The organism is Enterobacter sp. CP102, assembly GCF_025152625.1.
GTDB lineage: Bacteria > Pseudomonadota > Gammaproteobacteria > Enterobacterales > Enterobacteriaceae > Enterobacter > Enterobacter soli.
The window spans coordinates 2,870,549-2,885,274 of sequence record NZ_CP104014.1 but is presented as its reverse complement, the minus strand read 5'-3'; the positions used below and the strand labels follow the sequence as shown (position 1 = coordinate 2,885,274).

Genomic DNA, 14,726 nt, shown 5'->3' with positions numbered 1-14,726 from the left:
AAGGCCCAGCGATCATGGTTTAGTGGATGCCTTGACCTTCAGTCAGGGATTGATGGGGCATCGCTACGTCCCGCCAAGATACGCTTTCCTGACCTCCTGATTACCCAATAATTCTTCACCCGTTCCGCTAAGGCGGATTTGCCCGTTGACCATCACGTACCCGCGGTCAGAGAGCTTCAGCGCGTGATGCGCATTTTGCTCCACCAGAAAAATGGTCATCCCGTTGCGGGCCAGCTCGCGCAGGGTCTGGAAAATCTGTTTCACCACAATGGGGGCCAGACCGAGGCTCGGTTCATCCAGCAGTAACAGTTTTGGCCGGCTCATTAGTGCCCGGGCGATGGCCAGCATTTGTTGCTCCCCGCCGGACATGGTCATCGCGCGCTGTTTGCGGCGCTCCTTCAGGCGCGGGAACAGATCAAACATGCTTTGCATATCCTGTGCGGCATACTGGTTGCCAATGGGGATAGTCCCCATCAACAGATTTTCCTCCACCGTCATATCAGGAAAAATACGCCGTCCTTCCGGAGCCTGCGCAATGCCGCCGGAGGCAACAAAGTGCGTCGACTGGTGGCTGATATCATCCCCGCAAAACAGGATTTGCCCCTTGCGAATGCGCGGCTGGCCGAAAATAGACATCAGCAGGGTGGATTTCCCCGCGCCGTTCGCGCCAATCAACGCCACGGTTTCCCCTTGATTAACCTGCAAGGAAACCTGTTTTAACGCCTGGATCACGCCGTAGAACACATCCACTTCACGAAACTCCAGCATTGCCTCGCTCATATATTGACCTCGCTCTCATCGGTGCCCAGATAAGCGGCAATCACTTTTTCGTCGTGCTGGATCTGCGCGGGTTTTCCCTGGGCAATGACATCACCGTGGTCGAGCACAATAATGTGGTCCGAAATCTCCATCACCATCCCCATATCATGTTCAATCAGCAGCACCGTTATCTGGTGATGATCGCGCAGGAAGCGGATGATTTTACTGAGCGTGCGGGTTTCTACCGGGTTCAGCCCGGCGGCAGGTTCGTCCAGGCAAATCATCTCCGGCCCGGTACACATGGCACGTGCAATTTCCAGGCGACGCTGCTGCCCGTAGGACATCTCGCCCGCCAGCCGGTTGGCGCAATCCACCAGATCCACCACCTCCAGCCAGTAAAAGGCCCGGTCCAGGGCTGCACTTTCTGCCCGGCGATACGCAGGGGTATTCAGCACTCCGGCAATCAGATTACGGTTTACCTGCATGTGCTGCGCCACCAGCAGGTTTTCCACCACCGACATCTCCCGGAATAGCCGAATATTTTGAAACGTGCGGGCAAGCCCGGCGCGGTTCACCAGGTGTGTCCCGCCGAACATCTTGTAAAAAAGACGCTGGCCCAGCTGCGCCGGGTTTATCCAGTCGCCCGGCTGGAATTTTTGCCCCAGCACCTGAATCACATTGGTGGTCTTACTGCGGGTGTTGAACATAATGTTGCCGCCGGATGCCTTATAGAATCCGGTCAGGCAGTTAAAGACCGTGGTTTTCCCCGCACCGTTCGGCCCAATCAGGGCGGTTATCGAACCGCGTTGTACCTCCAGATTCACATCGTTCAACGCCTTGATACCGCCAAAATGCATCATCAGATGTTCAACGCTTAAGATCGTTCCGTTCATGGCGCGACTCCCTTACGCACGGCAAAACCGCTGCGGTTAATACGGATCAGGCCGCGCGGTCGCCAGATCATCATGACCACCATCAACATGCCAAACAACAGAACGCGATACTCCGCAAAGCTGCGCAACAGCTCCGGCGTGACGGTAAGCACAAAGGCGGCAAGCACCACGCCCACGGTCGAGCCCATACCGCCCAGCACTACAATGGCGAGGATCAGCGCCGACTCAAAGAAGGTAAACGAGGTGGGATTTACAAAGCCCTGATACGTTGCGAAGAACACCCCGGCAATTCCTGCGGTAGATGCACCCAGAGTAAAGGCCGAGAGTTTCACCAGCACATGATTTAGCCCCATTGAACGGCAGGCAATTTCGTCTTCGCGCAGCGCTTCCCATGCCCGGCCGATCGGCATCCGTGTCAGACGATGTTTGATGTACAGCACCAGCAGCACGACCAGGAAGAGGACCGCATAGATAAAGATAAACTTCAGGTTCGGGTTATAGGTGAGGTGGAAAAATTCATGGAAGGGGACGCCTCCCTCTTTCGCGCGCCGCCCAAATTCCAGACCAAAAAAGGTCGGAGGCGGGGCGGAAATACCATTCGGGCCGCCGGTGAACGACAGCCAGTTGTTGAGGATCAGGCGGATAATCTCGCCAAAGCCCAGCGTCACAATCGCCAGGTAATCCCCATGCATTCGCAATACCGGGAAGCCCAGCAAGGCGCCTGCGGCGGCGGCCATCAGCGCGGCAAGCGGCAGCATGGACCAGAAACCCAATCCCAGATACTGATATCCCAGCGCCAGGCCGTAAGCGCCAATGGCATAAAAGGCGACATATCCCAAATCCAGCAACCCGGCCAGACCCACCACAATATTCAGTCCAAGTCCGAGCAATACGTAAATCAGTCCCAGAATGGCAACCGTCAACACGTACTTAGTGGCAACAAAGGGGAAACAGACGGCCAGCGCGATAACCAGCGGAATAATCCAGCGCATCCGGCTTTTATAATCTGCCGGGCGAACATAAACGCCCGCGTTATCCGCTTCAAAGCGGGACAAGAAACGCATCCCGGTATGAGTACCCAAAAAGGCGCTGAGCATAAACCGTCCGACCATGACGATGGCGACAATCCACGCCAGCCTGACCCCGGCAAAGTTAAAGCTGTAGCCATCCAGTACAACGCCCACAATCGGGCCGAAAATGATGAGGGCAACCATGCCTGAGAAGATCGCGTCCAGGATGCAACGCTTAAGTGAGAAACCGTCAGACGAAACAGCGTGTGATGTCATGCCATTCTCCCTCACACTTTGGCCACGACAGGGCGGCCAAGCAGTCCCTGCGGGCGGAAAATCAGGATGACCACCAGTAACCCAAACGAGAATACGTCCTTATAATCCGAATTCACCATACCGGAGAACTGCGCTTCGGCAACGCCGAGGATCAACCCGCCGAGCATGGCGCCCGGTAATGAGCCGATTCCCCCCAGCACCGCAGCGGTAAAGGCCTTAATACCAATCACAAACCCGGCGTAAAAATCAAAAGTGCCGTAGTTCATAGTGATCAACACCCCGGCAAGGCCGGCCATCGCCGCGCCAATCACAAACACCAGGGAGATGATCCTGTCGGTATTGATCCCGAGGATCGAGGCCATTTTGCGATCCTGCTGAACCGCGCGGCACATGCGCCCTAAGCGGGTATTGCTGATTATCCAGGTCAGCAGCAACATCCCCAGGAACGAGGCGACCAGGATAAAGACTTTGGTATAGGTTATCTGCACAAAGCCGTCACCCAGATGGAAGCGGAGCACGCCATCAAGCATGGTCGGAACCCCTTGCTGGCGCGGTCCCTGGCTGATTTGCGCGTAGTTTTGCAGGATAAGCGACATCCCGATGGCGGAAATCAGCGGTGCTAAACGGGTGGAGTTGCGTAGCGGTTTATACGCAATGCGCTCTATCGTCCAGCCATACACGCCCGTCACCACAATGGTAAAGACCAGTGTGCCGAGAATGAGCAGGGGGAATGACTGCAAACCGAAGAACGACAGCAGCGCCAGGCCGATGGCGCAGAGATAGGCCGAGATCATATACACCTCGCCATGAGCGAAGTTAATCATGCCGATAATGCCATAAACCATGGTGTAACCAATGGCGATCAATCCATAGACAGAACCGAGCGTTAAGCCATTGATTAATTGTTGCAGGAAGAATGTACTCATTTTAGCGCGCTCTTTATAAAGGCCGCGCGAACCGCGCAGCCTGATGTTTATTTCGCGCCGGCAGAAGACCCGCCGGCGTTGAGCGTGACTCCGTCCTGTTACTGAACTTCCTTATATTTACCTTTGTCATCCCACTGATAGACAACGTAGTCAGACACTTTCAGGTCGCCTTTGCTGTCCCAGGCTTTTTTGCCCATTACCGTTTCAACCGGGTTGGCTTTTAGCCATTCGCTGGCTTTGGCAGAATCCGTACCACCGGTTGCTTTGAATGCCGCAGCGATGGCCTGCACAGAGGCATACGAGTAAAGGGTGTAACCTTCAGGTTCAAATTTGCCTGCACGGAATTTCTCGATAACGGCTTTGCCATCCGGGATAAGGCGAGGATCTTTACCGAAGGTCATATAGATACCGTTGGTGTATTGCGGCCCACCTGCGGCGGTCACCATCTCTTCATTGACGATACAGTCGCCAGAGAAGAACTTGGCCTGTACGCCTTGCTCACGCATCTGGCGCACCAGCGGGCCGGCTTCCGGGTGACAGCCGCCGAAGAAGACCACGTCTGGCTTCTGCGCGCCAATTTTGGTGACCAGGGCATTAAAGTCTTTTTCACCGCGCGATAAGCCTTCGTACATCACGTCCTGGACGCCGCGTTTCGCCAGCGCGGCTTTGGTGGCATCCGCCAGCCCCTGACCGTAGGTATCTTTATCGTGAATGATGACGACCCGTTTAGCTTTCAGTTTGTCGATGATGAAATCGCTGGCAACCTGGCCCTGCTGGTCATCGCGTCCGCACATGCGGAACATATCGCTCATGCCGCGTTCAGTGATAAGCGGGTTGGTCGAACCCGGGGTGATGGCGATAATTCCCGCATCGCTATACACCTCTGAGGCGGGCATGGTTGAGGAAGAGCAGAAATGGCCAATAACGGCTTTGACTTTATCCTGATCGACTAAACGGTTAGCAACTGCAACGGCCTGTTTAGGCTCGCAGGCATCATCGCCCTGAACCAGTTTAATTTTCTCACCGTTGATCCCTCCTGCGGCGTTAATGTCTTCTGCTGCCTGTGTGGCACCATGCCAGTACTGATCGCCATACGTGGCATTTGGGCCTGTGAACGGCCCGGCGACACCAATAACAATATCCGCCTGGGCGGAGAATGCGGTCACCAGACAACCTGCCAGCACAAGAGAAAGAGGACTTCTGATAAATTTCAGCGACATTATTATGTTCCTTAGCGAAGAGGTTTTTGCACGAGGTTAAAGCCCGAACGCCCGACGGCGTTGCCAATCCAAAAACAAAAACGAGAACAAAATGCACTAAACCCAACAACATCCTGCTTATTACGGCGAGGGTTCCTTGCGCAAAATTCGCGCGCAAAACAACAAGCAAAATAGTTGCCAGAATTGTTAACCCATTGACCGGGTTGCGACATGTTTGAGTATAGAGTGCCGTTTTACGCCGCCTTGCGGGACGCAATGAAATTACAGCGGAGATCACATCTCGTTAACAAGAATGCCCATAAGTTGTGCAAGGGTCACGGTTTGTACTTTTTTGCACCAATAAAGACCTAAACTTCAGATAGGCATGGCGTGCGATATATGCCAGGATCTTTTCCTTTTTTTATCAGGAGTGTCAGCGATGACGGAAGGCCCATTAAATGAAGGCGAAATGGCGTGGCTGGAAGAGACATTAATCTCTTACGGGCATGAAGATGCGTCAGTTATCGACGTGTCTGAACTGGACGGTATGCTCACCGCAGTCCTTTCTGGCCCTGTTGTGGTTGAACCCGATGCATGGCTGGTGGCGGTCTGGGGTGGCGAGAAATATATCCCACGCTGGAAAAACGATCGCGAAATGAACCGCTTTATCGACCTTTGCTTTAAGCATATGAACGATATTGCCGAGCGCCTGAGCGAATACCCGGATCAGTTTGAACCGATGTTTGGTTACAACGATGTGGATGGCCAGAGCTACACGGTAGTTGAAGAGTGGTGCTACGGCTACATGCGCGGTGTGGCGCTGACCGACTGGTCATCTTTGCCGGAAGAGCTGAAAGCGGATCTGGATGTGATTGCCCTGCACGGTACAGAAGAGAACAGCGATAAGCTGGATGAACTGACCGAAGAGGAATACACCGCCAGTATTGAAGGCATCCAGCCTGCGGCGTTGCGCCTGTATAACTACTGGGTCGAGAATCCGCAGCAGCCTGTCGCACAAAAACCGGTCGTGAATGGCGCGAAAGTTGGGCGCAACGATCCGTGTCCGTGCGGTAGCGGCAAGAAGTTTAAAAGCTGCTGTCTGCACTGATAAAAAAAGGGGCTACGAGTAGCCCCTTTTTTATTAACCCACTTCCGGCAGCAACCCTGCTGCAATCAAAAACTGCACCAGAATAATCACCACGCCGCAGGCAAACACAATACACAGCAGCGGTTTACCGCCTGCAACGCGGTAGCCTTGTTCAGGATGCTGCTGACGGCTTTTCCATGCCAGCAGGGAAGGCAGCAGCAGGGCAAGGACGGATAACGCCACGCCGGCATAACCCAGCGCCATCACAAAACCACGCGGATAAAACAGCGCAAACGCCAGCGGTGGCAGGAAGGTAATCGCCCCCGTCTGTAAACGCCCGCCAGCGGTGTTACGACGCTGGAACAGATCGGCCAGGTAGTCAAACAGGCCCAGCGCCACGCCGAGGAACGATGTCGCCAGCGCCAGGTCAGCAAACAGATGCATCGCCAGCTCAACGTGGGAAGAGGTCACCACGTCGCGCAATGCTACCAGGAAACCGTTCAGACCCGAATGCTCGGCCATCAGGCCCACAAAGGTTGAAGAGTCAATACTGCCCAGCGTCACCAGCTGCCAGAAAATATAGGCAATCAGCGGAATGGCGCTACCAATCATAAAGACGCGGCGCAGCTTGCGGATATCACCATTCATATAGCTGACGATACTTGGCACGCTACCGTGGAAACCAAACGAAGTGAAAATCACCGGAATAGCGGAAAGCGCCAGCCCTTTTTCCAGCGGCAGCGTCAGCAGGTTAACCTTGTGAACATGCGGTGCCAGTAAAACCAGCATCACTATCAGAAACAGAATTTTGGCGCTGAACAGAAAACGGTTGAACAGATCGACCAGCGATGTGCCCACACAAACAACACCGCCGCCGATAAGCGCAAAGCAAATAGCCCCGGTGGCCGGTGTGATGCCGGTACCGAACCAGTCGTTGACGCTGGAGGCGATAAGTTCTCCGGCACCGCTGATGTAGGCCGCGGTCAGGGCATACATCAGGAACATCATGCTAAACCCGGTGATCCACTGGCCGTAGCGGCCCAGGTAGCGCGCCGCAAGTGACCCCAGGCCGGTATCAGCAGGAACGTGCTGGTACACTTCAAGCAGTAATAACGCGGTGTAGCACATCAATGCCCACAGGCAGACCAGCAATATCAGCGTAACGCTGAATCCGACACCAGCCGCCGCCAGCGGCATGGCCAGCATTCCTGCGCCAATTGTGGTGCCAGCGACGATAAAAATACTTCCCAGGGTTCTGTTTTTCACGCTTTCCTCTACAACGAACTTACATCGCGACAAAATCTGCGGCGCAGAGTAAGGGAAAAGCACTATCTCGTCAAATCACCGTTACAAGCAGTGTAATGATTACTTTACACTTTGCCCGGTGGGATTAATCCTGGGCAACTCACTGATCCTTTTTGGGGTTTTGCCTACTTCATAAGGGCAATGTTATCGCGCGAAAATCAGGCGTACCTTAAACAGTAAAGATAAATTATCAAAAAAAGTGAGGGGTAATGGCGGGGACAAATCCATTCACGGCTGCCTGGAGTCGCGGAGGTAATTTACTCTGTCACGGGCACTGGATCATCAGCTGGCAGGATAAAGCGCTGACGCTCCCGGAGTCCCGGCAGGACAAAGACATGGGCACCTGGGCAATCTATTCGATTATTGACCCGGAAGATGAGACCTTTGCCCAGGGACTGACGGAAGACGACTGGATCATCGAAAACGTCGAGTGGCTGACCGATCTCTTCTTCGATGCCGGTGTTCCGCTGGAAACGGCGAATTATCGTTACTTCTACCAGGCTGTTAATCCTCATGACTGGCGATGTACCAGCTGTGCGGGGTGCATGTAAACCTGCGCCAGCGCAAGGCGCATTTCCCCTTGAGCGTATAGTCTGCTGACTTCTTTTCAGAGGGGATAAGAATGTCGATCCACGGACATGAAGTGCTCAATATGATGATTGAGTCTGGCGAGCAGTACACAGAGCAAAGCCTGGTTGCGGCTATTCAGGCGCGTTTTGGGGCAGAAGAACGTTTTCATACCTGTTCAGCAGAAGAGATGACGGCGGGTGAGCTGGTGGCATTTCTGGCGGCACGCGGCAAGTTTATTCCGGCTGCGGAAGGGTTTTCAACGCACGAAAGTAAAATTTGCCGCCATTAAAACAGTACGGAGCTGAATATTCAGCTCCGTATGTTCATTAATTCTGAGTATCGAGAGTGGAAAGCTCTTTATCGATAAAGTAAAGACCTTCACCGGATTTGCCCGCCAGAGATAATTTATCCAGCACGGATTTAAACAGCTTCTCTTCTTCGTGTTGCTCGGCAACATACCATTGCAGGAAATTAAAGGTTGGATAATCCTGGTTGGTCATTGCTGAGTGCGCCAGTTCGTTAATTTTCTGGGTGATCAGCTGCTCGTGTTCGTAGGTAGCACGGAACAGTTCATCCAGAGAAGCGTACTCTGCGAACGGTGACTCTACGGTGGCAATGCGCGGCAGGCTGCCCGTATCTGTCAGATAATCAAACAGACGCTGCATGTGCGTCATCTCTTCCTGAGCATGACGGCGCAGAAATGCTGCCGCACCTTCAAAGCTGTGATAGCTGCACCAGGCGCTCATCTGTTGATAGAGCAGGGATGAGTACAGTTCAAGGTTCATTTGAGCATTGAGCTTGTCGATCATTTCAGTTTTCAGCATGGTGCAGCTCCGGTTTATTATTTCTGGTTCACGATGAGCGACACTATAATTTGTTATTTAATTATTTGCAAAAAGTAAAATAAATAACTTTTTATTAAAAATACGAATGGGAATAAAACGCATTGGCGCTCATTTATATATATTAATGCGAATTGTTTTTTTTCTTAATTGAATATACTGCCAGTCAGCGCTGGCAGTAAGGATTAATACCAGGGATTCGCGCTGTTTGGATTAACGGCATAACCCATGCACTTGTACTGGATGGTGACGGTTTCGTTCAGGCACAGTGAACCACTGATCAGGGTACAGGTTTTAATCGGCTGGCCGTAGGCTGAGGCAGTTGCATAACCCATGCTTTGACAGGCTTTTGCCGCGGTGCCGTTGGTGACGTAGTCATCATAATGGGCGTTCTGAAGCATTGCCTGGCCGTAGTCGAGACGGACTATCCCGTTTGGTGCATCCAGGTTACTCACTTCTGCCTTGCGGGTGACGGAACATCCCGCAAGTAACAGGAGCGTAGCGGCAACGAATACTTTTTTCATATATCGCTCTGAATAGATGGAGATACGTTATCCTAACCGCAGATGCCTGACGCAATGCCAGGAATAGCCAGACAAACTGGCCTTTCTCTTTGCAACGGCGTGCCACACAGCTGCCACAGGCGCGTGTTTCGCGCTGAATCATCACAAATTTGTGAGCGTGCTTCTGTTTTTTAAAACAAGTTTTCACTTAATTTGAAAGCACGTTTATTTGATAGTAAGGTGATGTTTTCAGGTATCCACGGCGGGCTACCCCGCAACGCATTCAGGAGAGTAAAGATGAAAATTGCACTGATGATGGAAAACAGCCAGGCAGGTAAAAATGCCATCATCCTTAACGAGTTGAACGCTGTTGCCGATGAGAAAGGCTTCCCGGTGTATAACGTCGGGATGAGTGATGAAAACGATCATCATCTGACCTACATCCACCTGGGGATTATGGCGAGCATTCTGCTGAATTCCAAAGCCGTGGATTTCGTGGTGACCGGCTGCGGTACAGGGCAGGGCGCGCTGATGTCCCTGAACATTCACCCGGGCGTTATCTGCGGGTATTGCATTGACCCGGCTGACGCATTCCTGTTTTCACAGATCAACAACGGTAACGCGCTGTCACTGCCATTTGCCAAAGGCTTTGGCTGGGGTGCCGAACTGAACGTGCGCTTCATCTTCGAAAAAGCCTTTACTGGCCGTAAAGGTGAAGGTTATCCACCAGAGCGTAAAGAGCCGCAGGTGCGTAACGCCGGGATCCTGAACCAGGTGAAAGCGGCGGTGGTGAAAGAAAATTATCTGGATACCCTGCGCGCTATCGATCCTGAGCTGGTGAAAACCGCCGTAACCGGCCAGCGTTTCCAGCAGTGCTTCTTCGAAAACTGCCAGGACAAAGAGATTGAAGCCTTTGTTCGTGGGATTGTAGGCTAATCCCGTGCCGGCCGGATGACCCGGCCGACAAACAGTGTGCATCACAGGCCCGATAAGCAATATCGGGCTTTTTTATTTCTTCACCGACACTGCGCTGCCTGCATCTTTGGTCAGGCGTAAAGTATCAAACATCCCAACCAGGCAAATAAGCGCGATAACCACAAACGCCAGCCGGAAGCTGATGCCGGGTATCGCCACCATCCCAATGGCATCACTGACCTTTTCGCCAATACGAATACCTATAGCGCCGAGCGTAATGCCCAGCCCAACGGCAAGCTGCGTGGCGGTGGAAAACAGCGTGTTGGCATAGCTCATCTGGGCGGACGGAACATCGGCAAAAGCCAGCGTGCTCACGGCGGTAAACTGAATCGAGCGGAACACGCCACCCAGATAGAGGATCAGCATAATCAGCCAGACGGGCGTATGCGGGGTGAGAAACGCACAGGCCAGCAGCGCCAGCACGTTTAATGCGCCATTGATCAGTAGCAGGCGCTTAAATCCTAAACGGCGGATGAGCGGCGTGGTTGCCGGTTTAATCGTCAGGTTCCCCACAAATACCGCCAGCACCAGCAGGCCGGAATGAAACGCGTCCATGCCAAACCCGACCTGGAACATCAGCGGCAACAGGAAAGGGACGGCACTTATTGATGCGCGAAACAGCGAACCACCGTACATCGTTACCCGAAAGGTCGGAACCTGCATCGCATCCAGGCGGATCATTGGCCACTGCACGCGCTGGAAATGGCGAAGGGCGAAGATCAGAGCGGCGGAGCCGATGGCTAACAGCAGCAGCGTCAGTCCCTCCTGTATATGCTGCCCCCCCATGGATTCCATCGCGTACACCAGGCTCACCATGGCCACCGTTGTGGCGACAAAACCCGGTAAGTCAAAAGGTCGACGGGCATCTTCATGAAGGTCGGGAATGATCTTCAGCGCCAGAATAATAGCGGTGATACCCAACGGGACATTGATGAAAAAGATCCAGCGCCAGTCTGCATAGCTGGTAATAAAACCACCGAGCGGCGGGCCAATAATCGGGGCAACCAGCGCGGGCCAGGTTAGCGTGGCGATAGCGGTAATAAGCTGGTGTTTTGGTGTGGTGCGTAAAACGGCCAGGCGGCCAACGGGCACCATCAGCGCGCCGCCCATTCCCTGAAGTACACGCATGGCGACGAACTGATCAACCGTCGTAGACAGGCCACAAAATACCGATGCCAGGGTGAAGATGGCCAGTGCAAGGGCGAACACCTTGCGTGCGCCGAAGCGGTCGGCAATCCAGCCGCTGGCGGGGATTAACACGGCGAGCGTAATCAGGTACGCACTGATGCCAATGTTAAGGTCAACCGCCTGCACGCCAAAACTTTTTGCCATGTCCGGCAGCGCTGTGGCGATAACCGTGCCGTCAAGAAACTCCATAAAGAAAGCACCGGCAACCAACAGCGCCGCAGGCGACAAGCCCCGACTCTCTTTGCCGGTTATGTTTTCACTCATTTTTTCCTGCCGTATCAAAAAAAATTATAAAAATTTACTGGAATTTATAGGTGCGTAACTTACGGATTTACCGCGATTTTTCTTAACAACCTGGCAGCACAGGTGGATTTATAATCGTGATGTAGGTCACAAAAATATTGATTTTTGTGATGGTGGTCATATTATAAGCGCATTGACAATAACACCTGCATAACAAATTACCGGAGTATCACAATGAAACTGCGCAAAATCCTGAAAAGCATGTGGGCTAACTACTGCAACACATTTAAAGACGTACCACCGGGTGCTATGTTCTGATGGAAAAACCTGCTTCGGCAGGTTTTTTTATGCCTGTAAACGACGAGAGGGAGATGAAAGGGCCCACGTTTTGCTACTATGGCTGCCTTTAAATAAGGAGAAAGCCTATGTCTCAAAACCTGAGCGCCGATCAGGAACTGGTGTCTGACGTCGTTGCATGTCAGTTGGTTATCAAACAAATCCTTGATGTGCTGGACGTGATTGCGCCGGTTGAAGTGCGCGAAAAAATGTCCAGCCAACTGAAAACCATCGATTTCACCAGCCATCCTGCTGCGGCAGACCCGGTTACGCTCCGTGCTATCCAGAAAGCCATTGCGTTAATCGAATTACGATTCACACCGCAGGGTGAGTCTCACTAAAATAAACCGATGTTTTGAAATTAGAAACACTTTTCTGAAAAACGTCGAAGGGCGACAGAACTGTCGCCCGGAGAGGCCCTTAAAAGAACGTCTGCACCAGTAAATAACTCGCCGCGCACGCACAACTCACACCAATCAGCCCCGGCAGTATAAAGCTGTGGTTAAGGATAAACCGGCCAATGCGCGTGGTTCCTGAACGGTCAAAGCCGATACAGGCCAGATCGCTTGGATAGGTGGGCAGGACAAAATAGCCGTAAGAGGCCGGGAAGAAAGCGATTAGCATTTTAGGATCGATACCCAGCATTAACCCCATCGGCGCCACGGCCGTGAGCGCGGCAGCCTGACTGTTGACCAGCTTAGAAACCAGAAACAGCACGATGGCATACGTCCAGGGATGACTTTTCACCACGCCTTCAAGCGCCATTTTTAGTTCATCCAGGTGCGCCTGGAAAAAGGTGTCGCTCATCCACGCCACGCCAAATACCGAGAAAATCGCGACCATCCCGGCTTTGAATACGGCACCGTTCGAGATGGTTGCCGCATTGACCTTACAGACGACTAACATTACGGCCCCGGCAATCAGCATCATCATCTGGATGACCAGGTTCATTGAAAGGGCGGTCATTTTGCCTTTCACGTCGAAGGCTGGCCGCAACTCTGGCAACGCCCCCAGCAGCACGACTACCGCAATCCCCGCAAAGAAGATCCACGTCGACCAGTACGCCTGTTTCGGGAAGCGCTGGTTCATCAGCGTTTCCGTGCCACCATAAATAAACTCGCGCTGTTTAGGGTCTTTGATCCGCTCCTGAAACTCCGCGTCATCGGCCAGGTCTTTGCCGCGCCGCAGGCTCCAGAGCGCCGCGATAGCCACGCCAAACAGTGACGCAGGAACCGATACCGCCAGGATTTCAAGGATCCCCCAGGCGTGCCCAATTCCGTGCTGCGCACCCAGAATCGACACCAGAGACACCACCGCCACGGACACCGGAGATGCGGTGATCGCCATTTGCGAGGCCACAGAAGCCACCGCCATTGGGCGTTCAGGACGAATGCCTTTTTTCAGTGCGATATCGGCAATGATGGGAAACATGGTGTAAACCACATGCCCGGTCCCGCATAAAAACGTCAGCATCCAGGTGGTAAAAGGAGCCAGGAGCGTGATGTGCTGCGGGTGCTTACGCAGCAGCCGCTCGGCGAATTGCATCATCACATTCAGGCCGCCTGCCGTCTGCAATGTGGCCGCACAGCCAATAACGGCCAGGATCGTCAGCATCACGTCAACCGGGGGCTTGCCCGGTTGCAGACCAAAGACAAAACACAAAATGAACAGACCGATACCGCTTATCAGGCCAAGACCCATGCCGCCGAACCGTGTTCCCGCCAGCAGGCAGAGGATAATGACAATAAACTCGATGGTAATCATGAAGCTCCCTCGTCGATGATAATGAAATTACGCAAATCATTACATGATGTAGGGATATTCATTGGGAGCGAGATCTGATTTGTTAAATGTCAGAAAAAGCAGGGAGTTGATAAGAAAGAAGGGCGCCTGCACCGGGAAGAAGATGCAGGCAGCAGGATCAATGGTGCTGGTAATTCACAATATCGAGTAAATGGCGGTCGGTCTGCTCCGGGCATAACCCGGCACGTTTCGCATTATGGATCTCAGCCGCCAGGGTTTTCAGCAGCACACCATCCTGCTGTTGCTCTTTGCCCATATCCTGCAAAAAATGCAGCGTCGTGCTGTCTTTCTGCGCCCTGGCTTCATCCGCCAGGCGGTTTAGCGTGGTGCAACGCTGTTCGTACTCTTCCAGTGTTTTCTGGAAGAGGTCTTCCAGACAGGAGTAATCGTCTTCCATCATGTCGATGGCTTTAACGATAGGATTAGCCCCAACATGTTTCATAAAATCAAAGACACGCATCATATGGGTGACATTACTTTGCGCCTGGGAGCGAAAGAAGGTGGCTGTACCGTTGAGGCTGTTCTCAGAGCACCAGTCGCTCAAATACAAATGCAGATTAGAGGCGTAAAACTCCAGATTCATCTGGGCATTAAGTTTCTGAATCATCGCTTGGGTAGTCATACTAATATCCTTATTTACTGTGGGCATGAATGCCCGCTGCTTAACCTGGCCCGGCAGGTTGTAGATGCTTACCGCACAACGTAATCAGCGCACGATAACGGAGGGCAGAATAGAGATATTCTGCTTTTACTGAATGTTCTCGAATATTCACATCCTGTGTTCGATACAAATAAGCATACCCTTGTCAGG

Annotated in this window: 17 protein-coding genes; 6 read left to right on the top strand and 11 right to left on the bottom strand. The window is 52.9% G+C overall.

Going from position 1 to position 14,726, the window contains the following annotated elements; all coding sequences use genetic code 11:
- Positions 1–63: 63 nt before the first annotated feature.
- From N1249_RS13685 to N1249_RS13665, 5 genes are all read right to left on the bottom strand, one after another.
- Entirely contained in the window at positions 64–780 is a 717-nt protein-coding gene (locus tag N1249_RS13685) for an ABC transporter ATP-binding protein (protein WP_259830069.1), read from the bottom strand.
- On the bottom strand, positions 777–1,652 hold the full coding sequence (locus tag N1249_RS13680; protein ID WP_259830067.1) for an ATP-binding cassette domain-containing protein: 876 nt from the start codon (positions 1,650–1,652) through the stop codon (positions 777–779). Before N1249_RS13680 ends, N1249_RS13685 begins: the two co-directional genes overlap by 4 nt.
- Positions 1,649–2,938 carry a high-affinity branched-chain amino acid ABC transporter permease LivM gene (livM, locus tag N1249_RS13675; RefSeq protein WP_259830065.1) on the bottom strand — a complete coding sequence of 430 codons (1,290 nt, stop codon included), beginning with the start codon at positions 2,936–2,938 and terminating at the stop codon, positions 1,649–1,651. The genes N1249_RS13680 and livM overlap by 4 nt, the downstream gene beginning before the upstream one ends.
- 11 nt (positions 2,939–2,949) lie before the next feature.
- The gene (locus tag N1249_RS13670) at positions 2,950–3,864 is read right to left on the bottom strand and encodes an ABC transporter permease subunit (protein ID WP_257273406.1); all 915 of its coding nucleotides are present in this window, start codon (positions 3,862–3,864) and stop codon (positions 2,950–2,952) included.
- A gap of 98 nt (positions 3,865–3,962) precedes the next feature.
- Positions 3,963–5,084: a branched-chain amino acid ABC transporter substrate-binding protein gene (locus tag N1249_RS13665; RefSeq protein ID WP_014070741.1), complete on the bottom strand. Its 1,122-nt coding sequence runs from the start codon at positions 5,082–5,084 to the stop codon at positions 3,963–3,965.
- 418 nt (positions 5,085–5,502) lie between these two features.
- On the opposite strand from N1249_RS13665, the gene N1249_RS13660 reads away from it, so the two are divergent.
- Complete coding sequence (locus N1249_RS13660) at positions 5,503–6,171, top strand: YecA family protein (RefSeq protein WP_166715919.1); 669 nt, start codon at positions 5,503–5,505, stop codon at positions 6,169–6,171.
- Between the two features lie 33 nt (positions 6,172–6,204).
- On the opposite strand, the gene tyrP is transcribed toward N1249_RS13660, so the two are convergent.
- The gene (gene tyrP / locus N1249_RS13655; protein ID WP_259830063.1) at positions 6,205–7,416 is read right to left on the bottom strand and encodes a tyrosine transporter TyrP; all 1,212 of its coding nucleotides are present in this window, start codon (positions 7,414–7,416) and stop codon (positions 6,205–6,207) included.
- A gap of 248 nt (positions 7,417–7,664) precedes the next feature.
- Between tyrP and N1249_RS13650 the strand changes: the two genes are divergently transcribed.
- Together N1249_RS13650 and N1249_RS13645 are read left to right on the top strand one after the other, a co-directional pair.
- Entirely contained in the window at positions 7,665–8,006 is a 342-nt protein-coding gene (locus N1249_RS13650) for a hypothetical protein (protein ID WP_182061548.1), read from the top strand.
- 71 nt (positions 8,007–8,077) lie between these two features.
- Complete coding sequence (locus N1249_RS13645) at positions 8,078–8,314, top strand: YecH family metal-binding protein (RefSeq protein ID WP_166715910.1); 237 nt, start codon at positions 8,078–8,080, stop codon at positions 8,312–8,314.
- A 37-nt stretch (positions 8,315–8,351) separates the two neighbouring features.
- Here N1249_RS13645 and ftnA read toward each other — a convergent pair whose 3' ends face one another.
- Both ftnA and N1249_RS13635 read right to left on the bottom strand, forming a co-directional pair.
- The gene (gene ftnA, locus N1249_RS13640) at positions 8,352–8,849 is read right to left on the bottom strand and encodes a non-heme ferritin (RefSeq protein ID WP_014070736.1); all 498 of its coding nucleotides are present in this window, start codon (positions 8,847–8,849) and stop codon (positions 8,352–8,354) included.
- Between the two features lie 203 nt (positions 8,850–9,052).
- Complete coding sequence (locus N1249_RS13635) at positions 9,053–9,391, bottom strand: YecR-like lipofamily protein (RefSeq protein ID WP_257273404.1); 339 nt, start codon at positions 9,389–9,391, stop codon at positions 9,053–9,055.
- 276 nt (positions 9,392–9,667) lie between these two features.
- Between N1249_RS13635 and N1249_RS13630 the strand changes: the two genes are divergently transcribed.
- Entirely contained in the window at positions 9,668–10,306 is a 639-nt protein-coding gene (locus tag N1249_RS13630) for an RpiB/LacA/LacB family sugar-phosphate isomerase (RefSeq protein WP_014070734.1), read from the top strand.
- Between the two features lie 72 nt (positions 10,307–10,378).
- Here the strand turns inward: N1249_RS13630 and N1249_RS13625 are convergent, their stop codons facing one another.
- Entirely contained in the window at positions 10,379–11,797 is a 1,419-nt protein-coding gene (locus N1249_RS13625) for an MFS transporter (protein WP_259830061.1), read from the bottom strand.
- Positions 11,798–12,010: 213 nt separating this feature from the next.
- On the opposite strand from N1249_RS13625, the gene azuC reads away from it, so the two are divergent.
- Together azuC and N1249_RS13615 are read left to right on the top strand one after the other, a co-directional pair.
- Entirely contained in the window at positions 12,011–12,094 is an 84-nt protein-coding gene (gene azuC, locus N1249_RS13620; protein ID WP_014832437.1) for a stress response protein AzuC, read from the top strand.
- 107 nt (positions 12,095–12,201) lie between these two features.
- Positions 12,202–12,453: a DUF2766 family protein gene (locus N1249_RS13615; RefSeq protein WP_014070732.1), complete on the top strand. Its 252-nt coding sequence runs from the start codon at positions 12,202–12,204 to the stop codon at positions 12,451–12,453.
- Positions 12,454–12,532: 79 nt separating this feature from the next.
- Here N1249_RS13615 and N1249_RS13610 read toward each other — a convergent pair whose 3' ends face one another.
- On the bottom strand, positions 12,533–13,876 hold the full coding sequence (locus tag N1249_RS13610) for an anaerobic C4-dicarboxylate transporter (protein WP_257273402.1): 1,344 nt from the start codon (positions 13,874–13,876) through the stop codon (positions 12,533–12,535).
- A gap of 157 nt (positions 13,877–14,033) precedes the next feature.
- Entirely contained in the window at positions 14,034–14,537 is a 504-nt protein-coding gene (locus tag N1249_RS13605) for a non-heme ferritin-like protein (RefSeq protein WP_259830058.1), read from the bottom strand.
- Positions 14,538–14,726: the final 189 nt, after the last annotated feature.

Excerpts from the sequence above, each read along its gene's own strand:
- N1249_RS13650 (WP_182061548.1), top strand. The coding sequence starts at position 7,665 with ATGGCGGGGACAAATCCATTCACGGCTGCCTGGAGTCGCGGAGGTAAT.
- N1249_RS13645 (WP_166715910.1), top strand. The coding sequence starts at position 8,078 with ATGTCGATCCACGGACATGAAGTGCTCAATATGATGATTGAGTCTGGC.
- N1249_RS13660 (WP_166715919.1), top strand. The coding sequence starts at position 5,503 with ATGACGGAAGGCCCATTAAATGAAGGCGAAATGGCGTGGCTGGAAGAG.
- N1249_RS13625 (WP_259830061.1), bottom strand. The coding sequence starts at position 11,797 with ATGAGTGAAAACATAACCGGCAAAGAGAGTCGGGGCTTGTCGCCTGCG.
- N1249_RS13685 (WP_259830069.1), bottom strand. The coding sequence starts at position 780 with ATGAGCGAGGCAATGCTGGAGTTTCGTGAAGTGGATGTGTTCTACGGC.
- azuC (WP_014832437.1), top strand. The coding sequence starts at position 12,011 with ATGAAACTGCGCAAAATCCTGAAAAGCATGTGGGCTAACTACTGCAAC.
- ftnA (WP_014070736.1), bottom strand. The coding sequence starts at position 8,849 with ATGCTGAAAACTGAAATGATCGACAAGCTCAATGCTCAAATGAACCTT.
- N1249_RS13665 (WP_014070741.1), bottom strand. The coding sequence starts at position 5,084 with ATGTCGCTGAAATTTATCAGAAGTCCTCTTTCTCTTGTGCTGGCAGGT.
- N1249_RS13605 (WP_259830058.1), bottom strand. The coding sequence starts at position 14,537 with ATGACTACCCAAGCGATGATTCAGAAACTTAATGCCCAGATGAATCTG.
- N1249_RS13670 (WP_257273406.1), bottom strand. The coding sequence starts at position 3,864 with ATGAGTACATTCTTCCTGCAACAATTAATCAATGGCTTAACGCTCGGT.
- N1249_RS13635 (WP_257273404.1), bottom strand. The coding sequence starts at position 9,391 with ATGAAAAAAGTATTCGTTGCCGCTACGCTCCTGTTACTTGCGGGATGT.
- livM (WP_259830065.1), bottom strand. The coding sequence starts at position 2,938 with ATGACATCACACGCTGTTTCGTCTGACGGTTTCTCACTTAAGCGTTGC.
- N1249_RS13630 (WP_014070734.1), top strand. The coding sequence starts at position 9,668 with ATGAAAATTGCACTGATGATGGAAAACAGCCAGGCAGGTAAAAATGCC.
- N1249_RS13610 (WP_257273402.1), bottom strand. The coding sequence starts at position 13,876 with ATGATTACCATCGAGTTTATTGTCATTATCCTCTGCCTGCTGGCGGGA.
- N1249_RS13615 (WP_014070732.1), top strand. The coding sequence starts at position 12,202 with ATGTCTCAAAACCTGAGCGCCGATCAGGAACTGGTGTCTGACGTCGTT.
- N1249_RS13680 (WP_259830067.1), bottom strand. The coding sequence starts at position 1,652 with ATGAACGGAACGATCTTAAGCGTTGAACATCTGATGATGCATTTTGGC.